The sequence below is a fragment of the Marinomonas pontica genome, from assembly GCF_026191375.1.
Classification (GTDB): Bacteria; Pseudomonadota; Gammaproteobacteria; order Pseudomonadales; family Marinomonadaceae; genus Marinomonas; species Marinomonas pontica.
In genome coordinates, this window is the sequence record NZ_JAODTL010000042.1 from 55,380 (window position 1) to 71,873 (window position 16,494).

At 41.3% G+C, this 16,494-nt stretch carries 14 protein-coding genes; 5 read left to right on the plus strand and 9 right to left on the minus strand.

The window, feature by feature from the left end; genetic code table 11:
• Nucleotides 1-69: 69 nt before the first annotated feature.
• The 9 genes from N5P32_RS11180 to N5P32_RS11220 all read right to left on the minus strand — a co-directional run bounded on the left by N5P32_RS11180 (nucleotide 70) and on the right by N5P32_RS11220 (nucleotide 11,566).
• Nucleotides 70-783 carry a copper resistance protein B gene (locus N5P32_RS11180; protein WP_265729149.1) on the minus strand — a complete coding sequence of 238 codons (714 nt, stop codon included), beginning with the start codon at nucleotides 781-783 and terminating at the stop codon, nucleotides 70-72.
• Between the two features lie 12 nt (nucleotides 784-795).
• Complete coding sequence (locus tag N5P32_RS11185) at nucleotides 796-2,892, minus strand: copper resistance system multicopper oxidase (RefSeq protein WP_265729150.1); 2,097 nt, start codon at nucleotides 2,890-2,892, stop codon at nucleotides 796-798.
• Between the two features lie 211 nt (nucleotides 2,893-3,103).
• A complete protein-coding gene (locus N5P32_RS11190) occupies nucleotides 3,104-3,418 on the minus strand; it encodes a hypothetical protein (RefSeq protein WP_265729151.1) in 315 nt (104 codons plus the stop codon).
• Nucleotides 3,419-3,556: 138 nt separating this feature from the next.
• Nucleotides 3,557-4,450 carry a copper resistance D family protein gene (locus N5P32_RS11195; protein ID WP_100187605.1) on the minus strand — a complete coding sequence of 298 codons (894 nt, stop codon included), beginning with the start codon at nucleotides 4,448-4,450 and terminating at the stop codon, nucleotides 3,557-3,559.
• Between the two features lie 81 nt (nucleotides 4,451-4,531).
• Nucleotides 4,532-4,879, minus strand: a complete 348-nt coding sequence (locus tag N5P32_RS11200; RefSeq protein WP_067014165.1) for a copper resistance CopC family protein — start codon at nucleotides 4,877-4,879, stop codon at nucleotides 4,532-4,534.
• A gap of 130 nt (nucleotides 4,880-5,009) precedes the next feature.
• On the minus strand, nucleotides 5,010-8,129 hold the full coding sequence (locus N5P32_RS11205) for an efflux RND transporter permease subunit (RefSeq protein WP_265729152.1): 3,120 nt from the start codon (nucleotides 8,127-8,129) through the stop codon (nucleotides 5,010-5,012).
• A gap of 9 nt (nucleotides 8,130-8,138) precedes the next feature.
• A complete protein-coding gene (locus N5P32_RS11210; RefSeq protein WP_265729153.1) occupies nucleotides 8,139-9,692 on the minus strand; it encodes an efflux RND transporter periplasmic adaptor subunit in 1,554 nt (517 codons plus the stop codon).
• Entirely contained in the window at nucleotides 9,689-11,077 is a 1,389-nt protein-coding gene (locus N5P32_RS11215) for a TolC family protein (RefSeq protein WP_265729154.1), read from the minus strand. Before N5P32_RS11215 ends, N5P32_RS11210 begins: the two co-directional genes overlap by 4 nt.
• Before the next feature lie 81 nt (nucleotides 11,078-11,158).
• A complete protein-coding gene (locus tag N5P32_RS11220; RefSeq protein ID WP_265729155.1) occupies nucleotides 11,159-11,566 on the minus strand; it encodes a hypothetical protein in 408 nt (135 codons plus the stop codon).
• Nucleotides 11,567-11,892: 326 nt separating this feature from the next.
• Between N5P32_RS11220 and N5P32_RS11225 the strand changes: the two genes are divergently transcribed.
• The 5 genes from N5P32_RS11225 to N5P32_RS11245 all read left to right on the plus strand — a co-directional run bounded on the left by N5P32_RS11225 (nucleotide 11,893) and on the right by N5P32_RS11245 (nucleotide 16,281).
• Nucleotides 11,893-12,246, plus strand: a complete 354-nt coding sequence (locus N5P32_RS11225; protein ID WP_024024481.1) for a helix-turn-helix transcriptional regulator — start codon at nucleotides 11,893-11,895, stop codon at nucleotides 12,244-12,246.
• Nucleotides 12,230-13,294: a type II toxin-antitoxin system HipA family toxin gene (locus N5P32_RS11230; protein ID WP_265729156.1), complete on the plus strand. Its 1,065-nt coding sequence runs from the start codon at nucleotides 12,230-12,232 to the stop codon at nucleotides 13,292-13,294. Before N5P32_RS11225 ends, N5P32_RS11230 begins: the two co-directional genes overlap by 17 nt.
• Nucleotides 13,295-13,481: 187 nt before the next feature.
• Nucleotides 13,482-13,805, plus strand: a complete 324-nt coding sequence (locus tag N5P32_RS11235; protein ID WP_265729157.1) for a hypothetical protein — start codon at nucleotides 13,482-13,484, stop codon at nucleotides 13,803-13,805.
• A gap of 713 nt (nucleotides 13,806-14,518) precedes the next feature.
• Nucleotides 14,519-15,436 (plus strand): hypothetical protein, encoded by a 918-nt coding sequence (locus N5P32_RS11240; RefSeq protein ID WP_265729158.1) that lies wholly within the window; start codon nucleotides 14,519-14,521, stop codon nucleotides 15,434-15,436.
• Nucleotides 15,433-16,281 (plus strand): hypothetical protein, encoded by an 849-nt coding sequence (locus tag N5P32_RS11245; RefSeq protein WP_265729159.1) that lies wholly within the window; start codon nucleotides 15,433-15,435, stop codon nucleotides 16,279-16,281. The genes N5P32_RS11240 and N5P32_RS11245 overlap by 4 nt, the downstream gene beginning before the upstream one ends.
• The last annotated feature ends 213 nt before the right edge of the window (nucleotides 16,282-16,494 follow it).

The window sequence follows — 16,494 nt, forward strand, 5'->3', positions numbered from 1 at the left end:
AATGGTGATGCAAATGAGACTTTTATCTTTCGTCTCATCGACCACCCCTTTTATTTCTTGTTAAAAAGTTTAAAACCAAGCCGTTACGCCAATGACAAACTGAGAGTTGTTAATGCTATCTCCATTATCACGAGCAAGATCAGCCGTAGCACCGAGCTTTTTACTCCAGTCTATACCTATATAAGGTGCAAACTTACGTGTTATTTCATACTTTAGTCGAAGGCCTGCATTGATATCAGTAAGACCAGCACCCATGCTTAACTCGTCATCACTCTTACCATAGGCGTTCATTTCAAATTCAGGCGTTAATATCAGTTTTTGAGTGATTAACCATTCCTGTTCGATGCTTAAACGAATGGAGGTTTGCCCTTTTTCTCCAACAAAGAAAGCACCGTCAATGTCGAAAAAATACGGAGCCAAACCTTGGAAACCAAGCACCAACCAATCACGAGATGGGGACGGTTTAATATCTCGCCTTACGCCCATCTGCATATCCCAATACGGCGCTACGGCATGACTGTATAGAGCCTGTACTTCTAGGTCCTGGTCGTCACTATTCTGGTATTCACCTGACGTTTTAAGCCAGATTTTATCCATATCATAACCAACCCATGCTTGAAAACTAAAGCTGATTGGATCGTCTGACTCAAGGCCTTTTTCTAATTGGTCGATGGCGACATAACTTAATAAAGGGTCATCTTCCGCACCTGCATAAGACAAAGAGCTCATAACAGAAGCCGTTGCCATCACTAATGTAAAGCCTAGTGAATTAAAGTTTTTCATTTATTACTCTCCTTATTTGATGACCACTTTTCTAAACATGCCAGGCATGTGATATAGCAAATGGCAGTGATATGCCCATTGCCCCAAGGCGTCTGCGGTGACTAAATAGCTGATTTTTGAACCAGGCTGAACCATCACAGTATGCTTACGTGGAATGTAATCAGGGTCTCCTGTTTCTAACTCGCTCCATACACCATGTAGATGCATGGGATGAATCATCATGGTGTCGTTCACCAAGGTAATTCGCACTCTTTCGTTATACGCCAATTCAAGTGGAGCGGAATCAGCAAAATTGATTCCATTAATTGACCACATATAACGATTCATATTGCCCGTTAGATGCAGCTGGATTTCTCGAGTGGGTTGACGTTTATCATGAGTAGGATGCAAGCCTTTTAGGTCTGCGTAGGTCAGTACTTTACGGTTATAGTTCGCTTGATGATCCCTTAAGCCAATACCTGGGTCGTTAAGGCCGCTTTGAGGCATGCCTGATTGCATGTCTACTTGAGGACCATTTTCTGAATCTAGATGCTTAATCTCATTGTCACTGCCGTAACCTGCTAAACCTAAAGTAGGCATAACCATACTTGGCTGACTGAGATCCATCCCTTCCATGCCAGTCATTGAGCCTGAACCCATTGCCATTTTGCTGTGATCCATGCCTTCCATGCCAGCCATTGAGCCTGAACCCATTGCCATTTTGCTGTGATCCATGCCTTCCATGCCAGCCATTGAGCCTGAGCCCATTGCCATTTTGCTGTGGTCCATGCCTTCCATGCCCGACATAGAGTCTGAACCCATTGCCATTTTACTGTGGTCCATGCCTTCCATGCCTTCCATGCCCGACATAGCGTCCGAACCCATCGCCATTTTACTGTGGTCCATGCCTTCCATGCCCGACATAGAGTCCGAACCCATCGCCATTTTACTGTGGTCCATGCCCTCCATATTCATGCCCATATCGCCATGCCCTAAGATCGGCATAGGGTCCATATCAGGGATTTTGGCCGTGAACATTTCATCTGACGTGAAGTTACCAACGGTATAACCAGAACGGTCAATGCTCTGAACGAAAATACAATAAGCATCCTCCATCTTCGGCTCGACTATCACATCGTACGTTTCCGCAACACCAATTCGAAATTCATCGATGGTAACAGGCTGAACATTTTGTCCATCACTCGCTACCACGGTCATTTTTAAACCTGGAATTCGCACATCAAATATCGTCATCGCAGAGCTATTAATAAAGCGAAGACGAACTTTTTCTCCTTGTTTAAAGAGTGCTTGCCAAGGTTGTGCCGGTGGGTTCCCATTCATTAAATACGTATAGGTGGCGCCCGTGACATCAGAAATATCTCGGTCACTCATACGTTCCTGATTCCACATGGAGCGTGCTCTCCATGTGTTCACCAACCCTTGTTTTTTGATATCAGAAAACAAATCAGACATCGTTCTTTCACTGTAATTGTAATAGTCTGATTGCTTCTTTAAATTCGCATATATCGTTTCAGGCGCCTCATCCGACCAGTCCGACAGCATGATGACATGCTCCCGATCAAACACAACAGGGTCTGCTTCTTTAGGGTCTATAACAATCGCGCCATACACTCCCGTTTGTTCTTGAAAACCTGAATGACTGTGATACCAATAGGTACCACTTTGCTTAACTGGAAATTTATATTCGAATGTTTCTCCCGGTTTGATGCCCGCAAAACTAAGGCCAGGAACGCCATCCATTTCTGTCGGTAAAATCATCCCATGCCAGTGCAAAGAGCTGTCATGATCAAGATTGTTTTTTACTCTTAGCGTGACCGTTTCACCTTCTTTCCAGCGTAACAAGGGTCCGGGAAACAGTTGATTAATGACCGTTGCTCTAGCAGGCGTTCCCGTAAAATTAACGGTTTTATAATCAATGCTTAAATCAAAAACTTTCCCAGATAACTGAGTTAAAGATTGGCCAATGGCACTTGCTAGTGCATTTTTTGAAAACGGAATGGTAGTTAAAGCCAGCATGGCAGAAGCACCAAATACAAACTGACGACGGCTAAGCACTGTACCGCTCGATGATTTGTTCTGCTCTTCGTGTGAAGGTTTGAATACTGTCATAAACTGAACTCCCTTAATCTAATTAAACCCACAACACCTGTTTGCAGGTGCAACCAAATAATGTAATGAATAAAAGACATAATTGTCTCCAACAATGTTCTTGAGAAGATCCAATACAGGCATTATCCCTGTAGTGGATAAAAGGTTAATAATAGAAAATAACGGTTAGTGACCTTGGAGCGTCCGACAAAACGACGGATTCATCCGAAGATTAAGAAAGTATCGGAGGGCGATATAAAGAAGAGCTATTCAACGGTAGCTCTTGTTGAACTAGATGAGCACTACTCTGACTCAGTTGAGAGCCGTAATAAATCCACTGACGATCAATGATCGCGGCCATCGACATGCAAACGCTCATCGGACACGAGCTTTTGTCTTTGCAACAATCTAACGCATTCGTGACCGGCAATATTTGAACATACTGATCTGTGTGTGTTTCAACAGACGCGTTGTGCAACGAAGCCTTATGATCGACCATCGAGCCATAAGTAGCAGTAGCAGTAAGTTGCATTGAGTGATATGCCATTGGACCAGCCACAGAAGTCATTATCTGGCTAACAAACACGGAGCAAAACAAATATAATGATAACGATTTTATTTTGTCTCATTATTCTTCCCCAATCAACTTTCACCCCAAACAACATCACTTTAAATACACCTCTAATTAATGCATTGGAGGACCAACAAACGTCGTAAATATCGCCGTGACCACCAAAATAGAAGAAGCGATCATTTTTTCCATTAAAATAGATTTTTGAATAAGAAATGTATTACCGCGTTTCAGTATTAACGGCACAAGATGTAATTTATGGTATGCCGCCATCACCAGAATAACAACGACCAAAGCAAGTTTCACCAACAACCAGAAACCATAGTCTGACGAGAATAAGTCTTGCCATCCTGTCAGAACATAGCTCATCCATGCTCCACAGATAATCAAAATCAAAACAGCAACCGCTGCAAGTTCGCCAAAACGCTCTAAGATTCGATTAGATTCCTGGTGCGTGGATTTTCGCGCAACCAACCACAAAGGGAATAGCAACCCTAACCACCAAGCAGCAATCAAGATATGAGTAAAGAATATAATTTGATAATACCAAGCTTGCTCTGTCGCATGACCCGTGAATGAAAACGAATAAATCAAACTGGCTATGCCCAAGGAAGCGACCATTAATGCAAGGCGTGAAAATGGCCACAGACTGAAGGCACGATCCGACCCAAGGGTAAATGACGCTATGATCACCAAGCAATAACCAATCACATTAGCGATTAAGGTACTGCCCGCAGGCGAATCCCAATAGATAGAGACCATCATAGGGTCAAACATGAGCGATAGACCCTCTTCCATCGCCCCACCAACGAGGATAAAAAAATAAGCTATTGTCGCCGCTAAACCAATCAACGCACCTCCTCGTACGTACCTTTTTATACTACTCAATAAAGCAGACTGATGACGCAACAAACAAAATGCAAATAGCCCACCTACAACGCTTGATATACCAAAATACAATAACCAACGTGTCAATAATTGCGCGATTTCCCAGTTCGTTAACATCATACAGCCCCTTTTTTATAAAATGAAAAGCCTAAAAGATATAATCTAATTAGCCAGTTGAACTAAACAGTTTAAATGTTCAAATTAATGCTGCATAAAACCATAAGAGCCTTTCATCATGTGTCCATCTTCGCCCATTGCTTTCCAATGAACTGTATAACTGTCCGGCGCCAACATTGGTAGCATAGTTTGAAAATTTTTCGTTGTTGCACCGTCACGATTAAACCGAACCGACACGGGCTTACCTTTAGATCCTACTACCTTGAGACTTACAACTTTCATAGGGTTCTGGAAATTTAGCTCTACTCGTTCTGCTTGAGCCATTAGCATGGCACCGTCTTTGGGGTATGTCATTGTCATCATGCCGTGTGCATATACGTTTACAGCAGCTGTCATTGCGAATACAGAAAGCGCTAATTTGATTTTGTTCATACTATGATCCTTTAAAGTTTAATTGCTTTGAGCTTAATATTGGTTTGCACTGGCACAAAGAGGAGCCCACCTGTACCAGCATTTTGTGCGGCTCTGAAAAACCGCGTTTTACATCGATTGAAACAAACACTCATTTCAATGAAGATTTTTTCCATAGAAAATACACCGCAGGCAAAACTAATAACGTCAGTACGACCGCGCTCACCATACCGCCAACCATAGGTGCAGCGATTCGACTCATCACCTCCGATCCCGTTCCAGTACCATATAAAATTGGCAACAAGCCGATAATGATGGATACCGCCGTCATCATCACCGGACGAACTCGCATACCAGAGCCATGAAGCACCGCATGGTAAAGCGTGTCCGCGCGAGGTAAGACGCCTTTTTCAGCGCATTTTTTTTGTGTCTCTACCCAAGCTTGATTCAAATACATCAGCATAATGACGCCGATTTCCACGGCCACGCCAGCCAGCGCAATGAAGCCAACCCCCACAGCAACCGAGAAATTGAAGCCAGACAAATACATCAGCCAGATACTACCCACCATAGCAAATGGCAAGGTGCCCATAATGATCGCCACCTCGTAGAAATTACGGAAGTTGATATACAAGAGGACAATAATGATGGCCAATGTAAGCGGCACTACATAAGTCAGCTTTTCTTTTGCCCGTTGCATATACTCATATTGACCAGACCAATTTAACGAATAACCTGCTGGTAATTGCACTTGATCTGCTACGATTTTTTGTGCGTTTTCGACATAACGACCAATATCTACACCTTCAATGTCCACAAAGGTCCAACCGTTTAAACGCGCGTTTTCACTTTTTAATCCTGGCGGACCTTCTTCCACATACACATCAGCAATATCCCCCAAAGCAATTCGTAAACCATTCGGAGTCACGATTGGCAAAAGGGCTAATTGCTCTGGTGAATCACGATATTCTTGTGGATAGCGAACATTAATGGGATAGCGCTCAAGCCCCTCAATAGTATTCGTGACATTCATGCCACCCACCGCCGAAGAGATAAGCTCTTGAACATCTTGAATGTTCAGCCCATAACGCGATGCCTTCGCGCGATTAATGTCTATATTGACGTAACGACCACCGGCCACACGCTCAGAATAAACCGATGCCGTGCCTTCAACTGGTTTCAAGATTTTCTCTAGCTGCAAACCAATATCTTGAATCACTTTTAGATCAGGACCTGCAACCTTTATACCCACAGGGGTTTTGATGCCCGTTGCCAGCATATCGATTCGTGTTTTGATCGGCATTACCCAAGCGTTAGTAATGCCAGGGATCTTGACCAGCTGATCCAGCTCTTGCTTGATCTTGTCGCTGGTCATACCGTCTCGCCATTCAGAACGAGGCTTGAGTTGAATAAAGGTTTCGATCATCGTCAAAGGTGCTGGGTCTGTCGCGGTTTCCGCGCGGCCAACCTTCCCAAAGACAGTTTTCACTTCTGGCAAGGTCGCAATTAATTTATTCGTTTGCTGCAATACCTGACGTGCTTGTCCGATGGAGATCCCCGGATAGGCAGTTGGCATGTACATCAAATCACCTTCGTCTAGGTTAGGAATAAACTCACTGCCCAACTTATTTAACGGCCACATACCAATGGCAAATATAGCAATTGCCACCAAAATGGTGGTTTTCGGAAAACTCAACACGGCTTTCAGCGCTGGCATATACACCGCGATCAAAGCCCGATTAACGGGGTTTTTATGCTCAGGCAAGACTTTACCTCGCACAAAGTACCCCATCAAAACAGGTACCAGAGTGATGGCTAATGCCGCCGATGCGGCCATGGCATAGGTTTTGGTATAGGCCAACGGGCCAAACATCCGTCCTTCTTGGGATTCCAAGGTAAACACAGGCACGAAACTGACGGTGATAATCAGCAGACTAAAGAATAACGCGGGGCCGACTTCGGTAGCCGCGGCGGTCACAACCTGCCAACGGTTCTCCTTGGTCATTTCGACTTTTTCCATATGCTTATGGAGATTTTCTATCATCACGATTGCACCATCAATCATGGCGCCAATGGCAATCGCAATACCGCCAAGCGACATGATATTGGCATTAATACCCTGCAAATGCATGACGATGAAGGCGGTCAAAATACCGACAGGCAGACTGATGATGGCCACCAAAGAGGAACGCACATGAAAAAGAAACACCATACAAACCAACGCAACCACAAGGAACTCTTCCAGCAGTTTGGTCCATAAATTCTCCACGGCACGATCAATCAAACCAGAACGATCATAAACCGTCACCACCTCAACGCCTTTTGGCAAGCTAGATTTCAAGGTTTCCAATTTCGCTTTTACGCCTTCGATGGTTTTCTGTGCGTTTTCACCAAAACGCATCACCACCACGCCGCCGACAGTTTCGCCTTCACCATTGAGATCTGCTAACCCTCGACGCATTTGTGGGCCAATACCAACGTCTGCCACATCTTTGATCGTCAACGGTGTGCCACTTTCACTGACGCCAAGCGGAATCATTTCAATATCTTCGACGCTCTGTATATAACCAGACGCTCGAACCATGTATTCAGCTTCAGCCATTTCAATGACCGACGCGCCGACTTCCTGATTGCCGCGTTTTATAGCATTTTGAATGTGGCTCAATGGCATGTTTAACGCGCGCAATTTATCTGGATTCACACTTACCTGATATTGCTTCACCATGCCGCCAATGGGCGCCACTTCCGATACGCCAGGCACGGTTTGTAATTCATACTTCAAGAACCAGTCTTGCAGTGAACGCAATTGACTCAAGTCGTTTTGACCGGTTTTATCGACCAAGGCGTATAAATACACCCAGCCGACACCCGTTGCGTCTGGCCCCAATTGCGCCCTTGCGTTACTGGGCAAGGATGGCGCAACCTGACTTAAATACTCCAACACTCGGCTTCTCGCCCAATACATATCGGTATCTTCATCAAAAATCACGTAGACATACGAATCCCCAAAGAACGAATAACCGCGCACTGTTTGAGCACCGGGCACAGACAACATCGCCGTGGTCAACGGGTACGTAACTTGATCTTCCACAACTTGTGGCGCTTGTCCTGGATAGCTGGTTTTAATGATAACTTGCACATCAGACAAGTCAGGAATGGCATCAACGGGAGTATTCTTTAACGAATACAAGCCAGCGCCCACTAAAATAAAAGTAGCCAATAACACCATGAATCGGTTGTTTATGGACCAACGAATGATCGCTTCAATCATGATATTCCCCTACTCCGTGTCAGCGTCAAAATAGTCAGTGACCATGAATTTCACACTGCTTTCCCGCGTAATCTCAAGCTGAATATCTCTACCAATTGGCAATTCATCCAGCGTCAACCAATCAGCTAACTCAAAGTCCATCGTCATCTTTGGCCATTTCCAATCAGTAATAGCATCATGATTCACATTCACCATCCGCGTTGTCGCATCAATACGATTAATGCGTGCGGCTACCCAAACATTGTTAGCAGGTTCTGCTACTGACATTTCATTGCCAGACATTGACGTGTTAGTCATTTCAGTGCCACTGGCAGGCATTGACGTCTGCTCACTGTCTATATTCATGCGTTTGAAATCCGAGCTTTTGCTGGATTCAGAGTCCAACAAAAACTGCGCCGATGTCACGACCTCATCACCCAACACCAAGCCATCTAAAATTTCCACGTAGTCATCGCCGAACGCGCCGGTTTCAACTGCAATCGATTTATAACGCCCTTCACCCAATGCCAGTACCACGCGATTTTGCTTGCCGCCGCGAATTAGAGCTTCTTTTGCAATCAATCGTTTTTTACCTGGGTCCGTGGTTTCAATACGAACATGGGCAAACATATCTGGCTTCAGGAGTTGCTCAGGGTTGTCTAAACGAATGCGAACACGCAAAGTGCGGTTTTTGGCATTTAGAGTCGGATAAATAAAATCCACGTTACTGGCAAAGGTTTTCCCCGGTAGGAAATCCATAACAGCCTCAACCGGTTGACCCACCGCGACAAGATGCGCTTGGCGTTCAAACACTTCGGCATCCAACCACACCTCACTCAGATCCGCGATCGACATCAAGGTTGTGCCTGGCTTAATGTAGAAACCATCTTGAATTCCAAGGTTGTCAATCACACCGCTTTGTGGCGCAAAAAATCGCACTGTTTGAGACACTTTGCGCTTTGTCTTTAACGATTGGATAAAACTGCTCGACACTTGCAGAGCTTTTAGTCTTTCTTCACCCGCGTTGATCATGCGCTGGTCTTTGCGCGCTAACGCAAAGACAAATTCTTCCTGCGCATTCACCAAGGTTGGTGAATACAGATCGAACAAAGGCTGACCTTTTTCAACTGAATCACCATTGAATTTAATAAAGCTCTTTTCGATCCAACCTTCGACACGAGGATGAATATGAACAATCTTGTCTTCGTTGTAGGCCAAATAGCCCACAGTACGAATGTCTGGTTTCAGCACGCCTTCAAACACTTTTCCTGTTCGCACGCCAAGGTTATTAACGACTTCAGGCGAGATACTCACAGTACCAGCGCCCTGATTATTGGAACCTTGATCATCGCCATAAAAAGGGATCAAATCCATTCCCATAGGAGATTGACCCGGCTTGTCACGACGGTAATTTGGGTCCATTGGCGCCACCCAATATAAAGGCGCTTTTTCACCTTTCGTGACTGATGCACCAGCATTCATTTCCCCGTTCATGGCATTAAATGCTTGAAGACCAAAGTGATAACCCGTAGCCGAAAGAACGCCACCTAGTACAAATACACCGATATACCCGATTACTTTCATTTGAGTTTCACCTCTTCATCTTGTGCCATCACATAATTCAATTCTGCCAAGCGCTTAAAACGCTCAATGCGAATATTCAACAATTCAATATGCGCATTCAATGTCGCGATACGCGCCTGAACCACATCCGAAAAAACACCATCATTGCTGGTATAAGCATTCAACATGGCTTGTGCGCTTTCTCTGTAACTAGGAAGTAACTTTGTTTGATAAATACGGATTCGTTGATCTAGCAGAGTAATATCAGATGTCAGAACACGGTATTTCGCCATGAGTTCATTCAGCACCAGCTGCTTTTCAGAAAGAAAAGACTCAACTTGTAAGGATGCGGCTTTCACCTGAGCATCCTGTCGACTAGACGAAAATATTGGCACGCTGACACTCACCGCAATCGACGCCAGATCGGCTCGATCTTTGCCGCTTAGATCATCGCCACGATAACCGTAACCCAACGTAACGCCCCATTCTGGTTTGTACTTTTGCTCGGCAATCGATTTATCTATCTGCGCGGTATTGGATTGAACATCGACAATGCGAACCAACGGATGCTGGCTCAGACGAGCCGCCAATGCCAATGAATTCGATGAAAGCGACGAACGGCTATTAGACGGGGTTACCATAATGGGTTCACCCGTTGTTTTCAGAGTGATTTCTTGATCAGCTTTATTCTGACCAGCCATGGCCGGAAGAATATATTGGGATAATTTTTTCAGTGCATTTTCTTTCGCTTGGCGAAGCTGTGTTAGACGATGATCTAACTTAATCAACTCCAGCTCAGAACGCACTAAATCTTGCTGTTTGGCTCGCCCGTACGCCGAGCTATAACTGCTTTCCACTACCTCGTGAAGTTGTTCGAACAAGGTTCTATTTTGCTTAACGAGTTTGATACTTTCTTCGTAGCTGTAGGCCGTTAGCCAAAGATTTGACACTTCCATCGCCAGCATTGCGCGACGATTATCTCGCATCAAGGGCATTTGATCGCCTTGTGCGGCGTACTTTTCTCCTGTTAAACGTAAGGTATCGCCAGCTGGAAACATCTGCGATACCGACACGCTAAATTGCGTCATCGCTTCTTGGTTAAAATCAAAACTGTCGGTTGGCATATTCAATAAACCAACATTGATTTTTGGATCCGGCAACGCCGTCATACCTTGACTTAAGGCACGAATGGCATTTTCTTTTTGCTGGCTGGAAATCAACCAATCATCTTGGGAGACGGCTTTTTCCACCGCTTGTTGCAGGCTTAATACTTCTGCGCTCGCAACAAGTGGCAGTAACGACAATAGGAAAACGGAGGCAATACGATGCGTTTTACCGATTAAAAATCGACGGCAATAGACACTCTGTAATACATGACAGAATGCCAAAAAATTGTGTTTGGCCATTGGCTCGACTACTCATTTTTAAATTCATAAAATCTCAACGCGAATGAAAGCGATGAGTGAAACAGCGAATTTAAGAAATGACTATAGGGGGAAGTAAGGCGTATTTGGATGGGTAGAAACGTAAAATTCAGACAACAGAGCCGTATGAACAGAGGTGATTTTGTCAGAGTAAGAATGGTAACTGACCAGTAAGCCTGAAAAGCTACTGCAATGATTGTCCATACAATTTTGATGATTATGCTCTGATGTCAGACTGGAACATTCATCCGCCGAGGTTGAGGCACAAGAGGAAACTTCTTCAGAAGACATATGATGAACTGATAAATCAGACATGGTATGCGCTTCCATAGACATCATATTCGAGGAAGGCGACATCATACTGTTCGTTGCCATTGCCATCGAAAATAACGATAGCACAAACAGCAACAAACACACGAAACCGTGTTTTCTCGCTGATATGCTGATGTTATTTAAAACAAATGATGGCATTTATAAAACTCTCTGCTACTAATCAATAAACTATATGCAAGTAAAAAGCGTAAAGCAACTCAAACTTAAATTTTGATAATCATTTGGACTTCCCAGACTTTACAAGACAACAATTGACATAAAAACCTATCTAAATCGAGGTTTTCATAAACTTCAAGTATATCGTCACCATTGGTTTCATCATTCCATTTATCCATGGACTAAAAAAATACTTCCTTATATTTCCGCACTTTCAGATATCGAAAAAAGAAACACTTAAGTTGCCTTACATCGAAATAGCAACTAATATGTTTCTATAAATTAAAAAGCAACTTATTAGTTTCCTTATGATGAATCTACTACAGCAAATCAAAAATCGTCGTTTAGCACTGAAACTCAAGCAGAATGAAATGCCAATGCGTATTGGCATTTCTAGGCAGCAGTACCAACGGCTGGAAGCAAAAGGCAACCCAAGACTTGATACTCTTGAACTGATTGCCAAGGGTCTCAATAGCGATGTCATGCTGATTCCAAAAGAAAAGCTGAATGCTGTTTTAGCTGTTCTTGAAAGTGATGGTAACAACACATCTTTACCGCACAAACAGCCTGATCATTCTGATGAACAAAAACAACTATCGGATGATCCATGGAAAGGATTACTAGAAGACAAAGATGGAGACGAAGATGACAACGGAAATTAATGTTCTTAAGTTGACGTTACATGGCCATCTAGTGGGGTATTTGGCAGGGGCAAAAAATGGACGTAATGTTCTTCATTTTGCTGAAAGCTATCAATCTAATATAGCACGCCCTACTTTTAGCTTAACCACCCATCCAAATTTCCCACATGCTAATAAAATGCTATCTGAGCCATGGGCTACAAACCAACGCCTGCACCCTATTTTGTCTAATCTATTGCCTGAAGGTTCATTGCGAGAACTGATCGCTCAAGGGCTCAAAACCCATGTTGATAATGAGTTCCATATTTTATCTTATCTGGGTATGGATTTACCGGGGGCATTAGTCGCTGAACCGATGGAGCCTGAAGATGTTCCTCTACATTTATTCTCATCTCATGGCCAAGTAAAAGCGGTTAAATTCAACAAACTCAGCCAAGAAAACAAGTTCTCCTTGGCAGGCGTTCAGATGAAATTTTCCATGAAGGAAAAAGACGGTCGATACAATCTATCGAAAGATAATGTGCTTGGCGATTGGATTGTGAAAACACCGTCCACCAAACACAAAGAAGTACCCGCCAACGAGTTCACAGCCATGACTCTCGCCTCTCTTATAGGCGTAGATATTCCTGAAATAAAATTGGTCGAGATAGACCAGTTAGACAACCTTCCTCAAATCAACCTTCCGGATGAGAAATTGGCCTTCGCTATGAAGCGATTTGATCGACGTGACGACCAACGTATTCACATGGAAGACTTTGCTCAAGTTCTGGTGAAGTATCCACATGAAAAATACAATTCAGGCAACTACGAGCAAATAGCAAAAGTCCTGTATCAGTTTTCTGGTGATAGTCTAAGTGATGTCCAGCAACTTGCTCGTCGTTTACTCGCCAACATCCTATTAGCAAACGGCGACGCCCATTTGAAAAACTGGAGTTTACTCTATTCACCCAGACTCTCACCTGCTTACGACATAGTCACCACCAGTGTTTATATTGAAAACGAACAACACTTTGCCCTTAATCTAGCCAAGACGAAGGCTTGGTACGATGTCTCACATATCCTTCTCTGAAAAACAGAAAAAACGAATTTCTTACGAGACGTTCTAATGCCGAAATGCTTAGATGTTAATTGGAATCCAATATATATAAACTTAAATGAGTGTGTATCAAATCCCAGATGCGCTATTAGGGCTAAAATAATCTTGGAAATAAATCGGAATATTAACAAAAAAAGGTGTGGGTGCTGATTCTGTTAAATTGAAACGCTACAGAGAACTAGCAAAAGAGTTCTTACCGTCTGAACTCCATTCTCACATGATATTGTCGTGTGCTCTGGAAATTCTGTATGAGTTAACTGAAAAAATGACTGTTTTGATTGTTGATGAGGTAGTAAGTGCGCTAGCTACTGACGATGGAATGTCATTACTACTAGCGTTAAAATCCGCTCGTGATGTATTAGGTACACAGAGCAATAGCCTGCGCATGGTTTTTGCAGATACAGATCACGAAAAACTGTCCTATCTGGTTCGTGACTCACAACAGGCGTTCTATTGCTCTAGTCTGATTGTTGCCCCCTCGTAACCTAAACCTCTCCGATCATAAATATTTTATAGTCAAAAATCCAGGTGGTACAGCTGTACCACCCAGTTAGCCAAAACCATTTTTTATGTTGGCAACATCTCATAAATACTAATAATGATTATCTCACCTATTTATTTACGCATAAAAAATCAACAACACATTTAAATAACTCCTCTATTTAATTGCCTTAATAGCCTTAATAGCCTTAATAGCCTTAATAGCCTTAATAGCCTTAATAGCCTTAATAGCCTTAATAGCCTTAATAGCCTTAATAGCCTTAATAGCCTTAATAGCCTTAATAGCCTTAATAGCCTTAATAGCCTTAATAGCCTTAATAGCCTTAATAGCCTTAATAGCCTTAATAGCCTTAATAGCCTTAATAGCCTTAATAGCCTTAATAGCCTTAATAGCCTTAATAGCCTTAATTATATTAATTCATTACGGATATTACGAATAATACATTTTTACACTTAAGTTATGACTTTATGTGATTGATATTTAATGCTATTTTAATGCACTTAAGATAGAGATATGGCTTATTCGCAACCCCTTTAACTTAGTACTGTATTAATTAACTTAGTACGATACCATTTCAATATCGATATCATATCAAGTTAATAAAAAATTCATTAATGTAAAGAAATCGTAAAACATCTTGACCAACAAACCATGTTAAATAAATACTAGACAAAAACAGTTTGAGCTTATTAAATATGATTTTTGTCAATCCAATATTCACTACACTATTAAATGAAACAGAATTCGATATTGAACATATTTATATAGGGAGTTTCTACAAAAATTTGTCCCATATAAAAACTAGTGAAAAAGAGGTTGTACTTGAACGGACTCCATTTTTATTAAACGATAGATCAAATTACATTTTTCTTAACGACAATGATGAAACCTTAATAAATTCGATAAAATCATTAAAATACAATTATAAAACTTTATCAGTAAAAGTAACTAAGACAAATTTATCTAAAGAAGAATTAAAAGACACCTTCAAATTAATTGATATAAAAAATAAATCTCACAGAGATCTAGAGAACAACATTAAAAAATTAATAGTCCACGAAAATTATGCATTAAACTATCTTTGCGAATCAAAACAAAAACAACTGGGATACATAAACAAAAATTTCCTAAGCCAAAAATTCTCATCTCAAACACTATCAAGAATCAACAAAGATATAGATTTAGATTTATGCAAGAAAGCAATTGCTGAAAGAGATCTATTTGAAATAGAGGAAAGCAGTTTAAAAGAAACCTTAAAAAGAACAAAAGAAAATAATCGAAAACTTTTTCTTTATGAAATAATATCAAATTCAATAGACTTGGAAATCAGTAGCATTTACGATATCGATTTGATATGCGACTATATAATAAAAAACAATTTGACGAAGCCATTTCACTATTCACTAATGAAAGATTTATTTTCTGAATTATCAGAAACATTAAAATCACCTCCTCCAACAAAACTATTATTCCAGATAATTTCAGAAATAGAAGAAAAGAGAAATAATAAGGTAGAAAATTATAATTTCTTTATCGACGCATGGGGAAACAAAGATACAGATAAATCCCAAGTCATTGATTATTTTTCAGGAAAAATAGGGCCTTCCTTATGAGTAGTAGTAATTTTACTCAAGCATTAAGACTAACCATAAACTATTGGGATGAAATTGGAATATGGAGTAAGAATAAGCCTATATTAAAGAAGTTCTTAACATTTTGCTCTCCTCCGCCATGCATATTTATGCAAAAGGGATTAATAAATAAACTTATAAAATATTACCATACAGATCTACTTCTATCCTTAAAAGATCTAAACTCTTTACTTTCTATTATTGAAAATACTACTTACGTAAAAACAACTACAGTAGACTATGACGAGGGTGTTGACTACCCCATTTCTTTTGGAATTAACAAAATAATCAATACAAAACGCCATCTTGGGCATGAATTTTTAACTCGCTTCATTTCAAGGTTTATAGAAAACACCTATTTAATCCTAAAACAAATTAGCTATGACGAAAGTGATAGAAAGATCTACAATGCTATTTTAGCAACCCGAGAGCTTGCTTTCACAAACATAGTTAATGCAATGAAGTCTGAAAATAAATTACCGGATAATACAAAAACAACTTTAAATAAAGATTTTCAACGATATCATGAATATATTGATGCTACAACTTACTCTATAGAGAATAGTTTTTGGAGATTATTTGATTACCTCCCTGTAAAACAAAAGAGTTCAACCCCTAAAAAAAATATAGAAGAAAAAACTGAAAAAAACAATGTACCTAATGATAAAACCACTTCACCTCCTAAGAAAAAAAGAAATAAAAAAACATCCCTTTCTGAAAATCATGTTCCCCGATTAATAACAACAAGGAAAAATCGTGGAACACGGCTAAGAAAGAAATCGAATCACATTTTGATTACTCTTCGCTATCTCTTCAATCCGTGTTGAGTTTCATAATATTCGTAGATCAGAAAAAACCAGAGTTAAGCAATCTGCTAATTTTGTGTTTTTTGACAGGCTTAACGCTTAAGAAGGCTATCTCAGCTATACGTACTAGTACTCATACAGAGACATTAAACGTATTTATCTCTAATACTCCAACTGATTCAGACTTATGTTCAGAAATCGAACTGAAAATATCCCCCCAAAGCTTGTTACACT

Coding starts and splice junctions, on each gene's coding strand:
- N5P32_RS11195 (WP_100187605.1), bottom strand. CDS start 4,450: ATGATGTTAACGAACTGGGAAATCGCGCAATTATTGACACGTTGGTTA.
- N5P32_RS11180 (WP_265729149.1), bottom strand. CDS start 783: ATGAAAAACTTTAATTCACTAGGCTTTACATTAGTGATGGCAACGGCT.
- N5P32_RS11230 (WP_265729156.1), top strand. CDS start 12,230: ATGACAACGGAAATTAATGTTCTTAAGTTGACGTTACATGGCCATCTA.
- N5P32_RS11240 (WP_265729158.1), top strand. CDS start 14,519: ATGATTTTTGTCAATCCAATATTCACTACACTATTAAATGAAACAGAA.
- N5P32_RS11215 (WP_265729154.1), bottom strand. CDS start 11,077: ATGGCCAAACACAATTTTTTGGCATTCTGTCATGTATTACAGAGTGTC.
- N5P32_RS11185 (WP_265729150.1), bottom strand. CDS start 2,892: ATGACAGTATTCAAACCTTCACACGAAGAGCAGAACAAATCATCGAGC.
- N5P32_RS11190 (WP_265729151.1), bottom strand. CDS start 3,418: ATGGCATATCACTCAATGCAACTTACTGCTACTGCTACTTATGGCTCG.
- N5P32_RS11245 (WP_265729159.1), top strand. CDS start 15,433: ATGAGTAGTAGTAATTTTACTCAAGCATTAAGACTAACCATAAACTAT.
- N5P32_RS11205 (WP_265729152.1), bottom strand. CDS start 8,129: ATGATTGAAGCGATCATTCGTTGGTCCATAAACAACCGATTCATGGTG.
- N5P32_RS11220 (WP_265729155.1), bottom strand. CDS start 11,566: ATGCCATCATTTGTTTTAAATAACATCAGCATATCAGCGAGAAAACAC.
- N5P32_RS11225 (WP_024024481.1), top strand. CDS start 11,893: ATGATGAATCTACTACAGCAAATCAAAAATCGTCGTTTAGCACTGAAA.
- N5P32_RS11210 (WP_265729153.1), bottom strand. CDS start 9,692: ATGAAAGTAATCGGGTATATCGGTGTATTTGTACTAGGTGGCGTTCTT.
- N5P32_RS11200 (WP_067014165.1), bottom strand. CDS start 4,879: ATGAACAAAATCAAATTAGCGCTTTCTGTATTCGCAATGACAGCTGCT.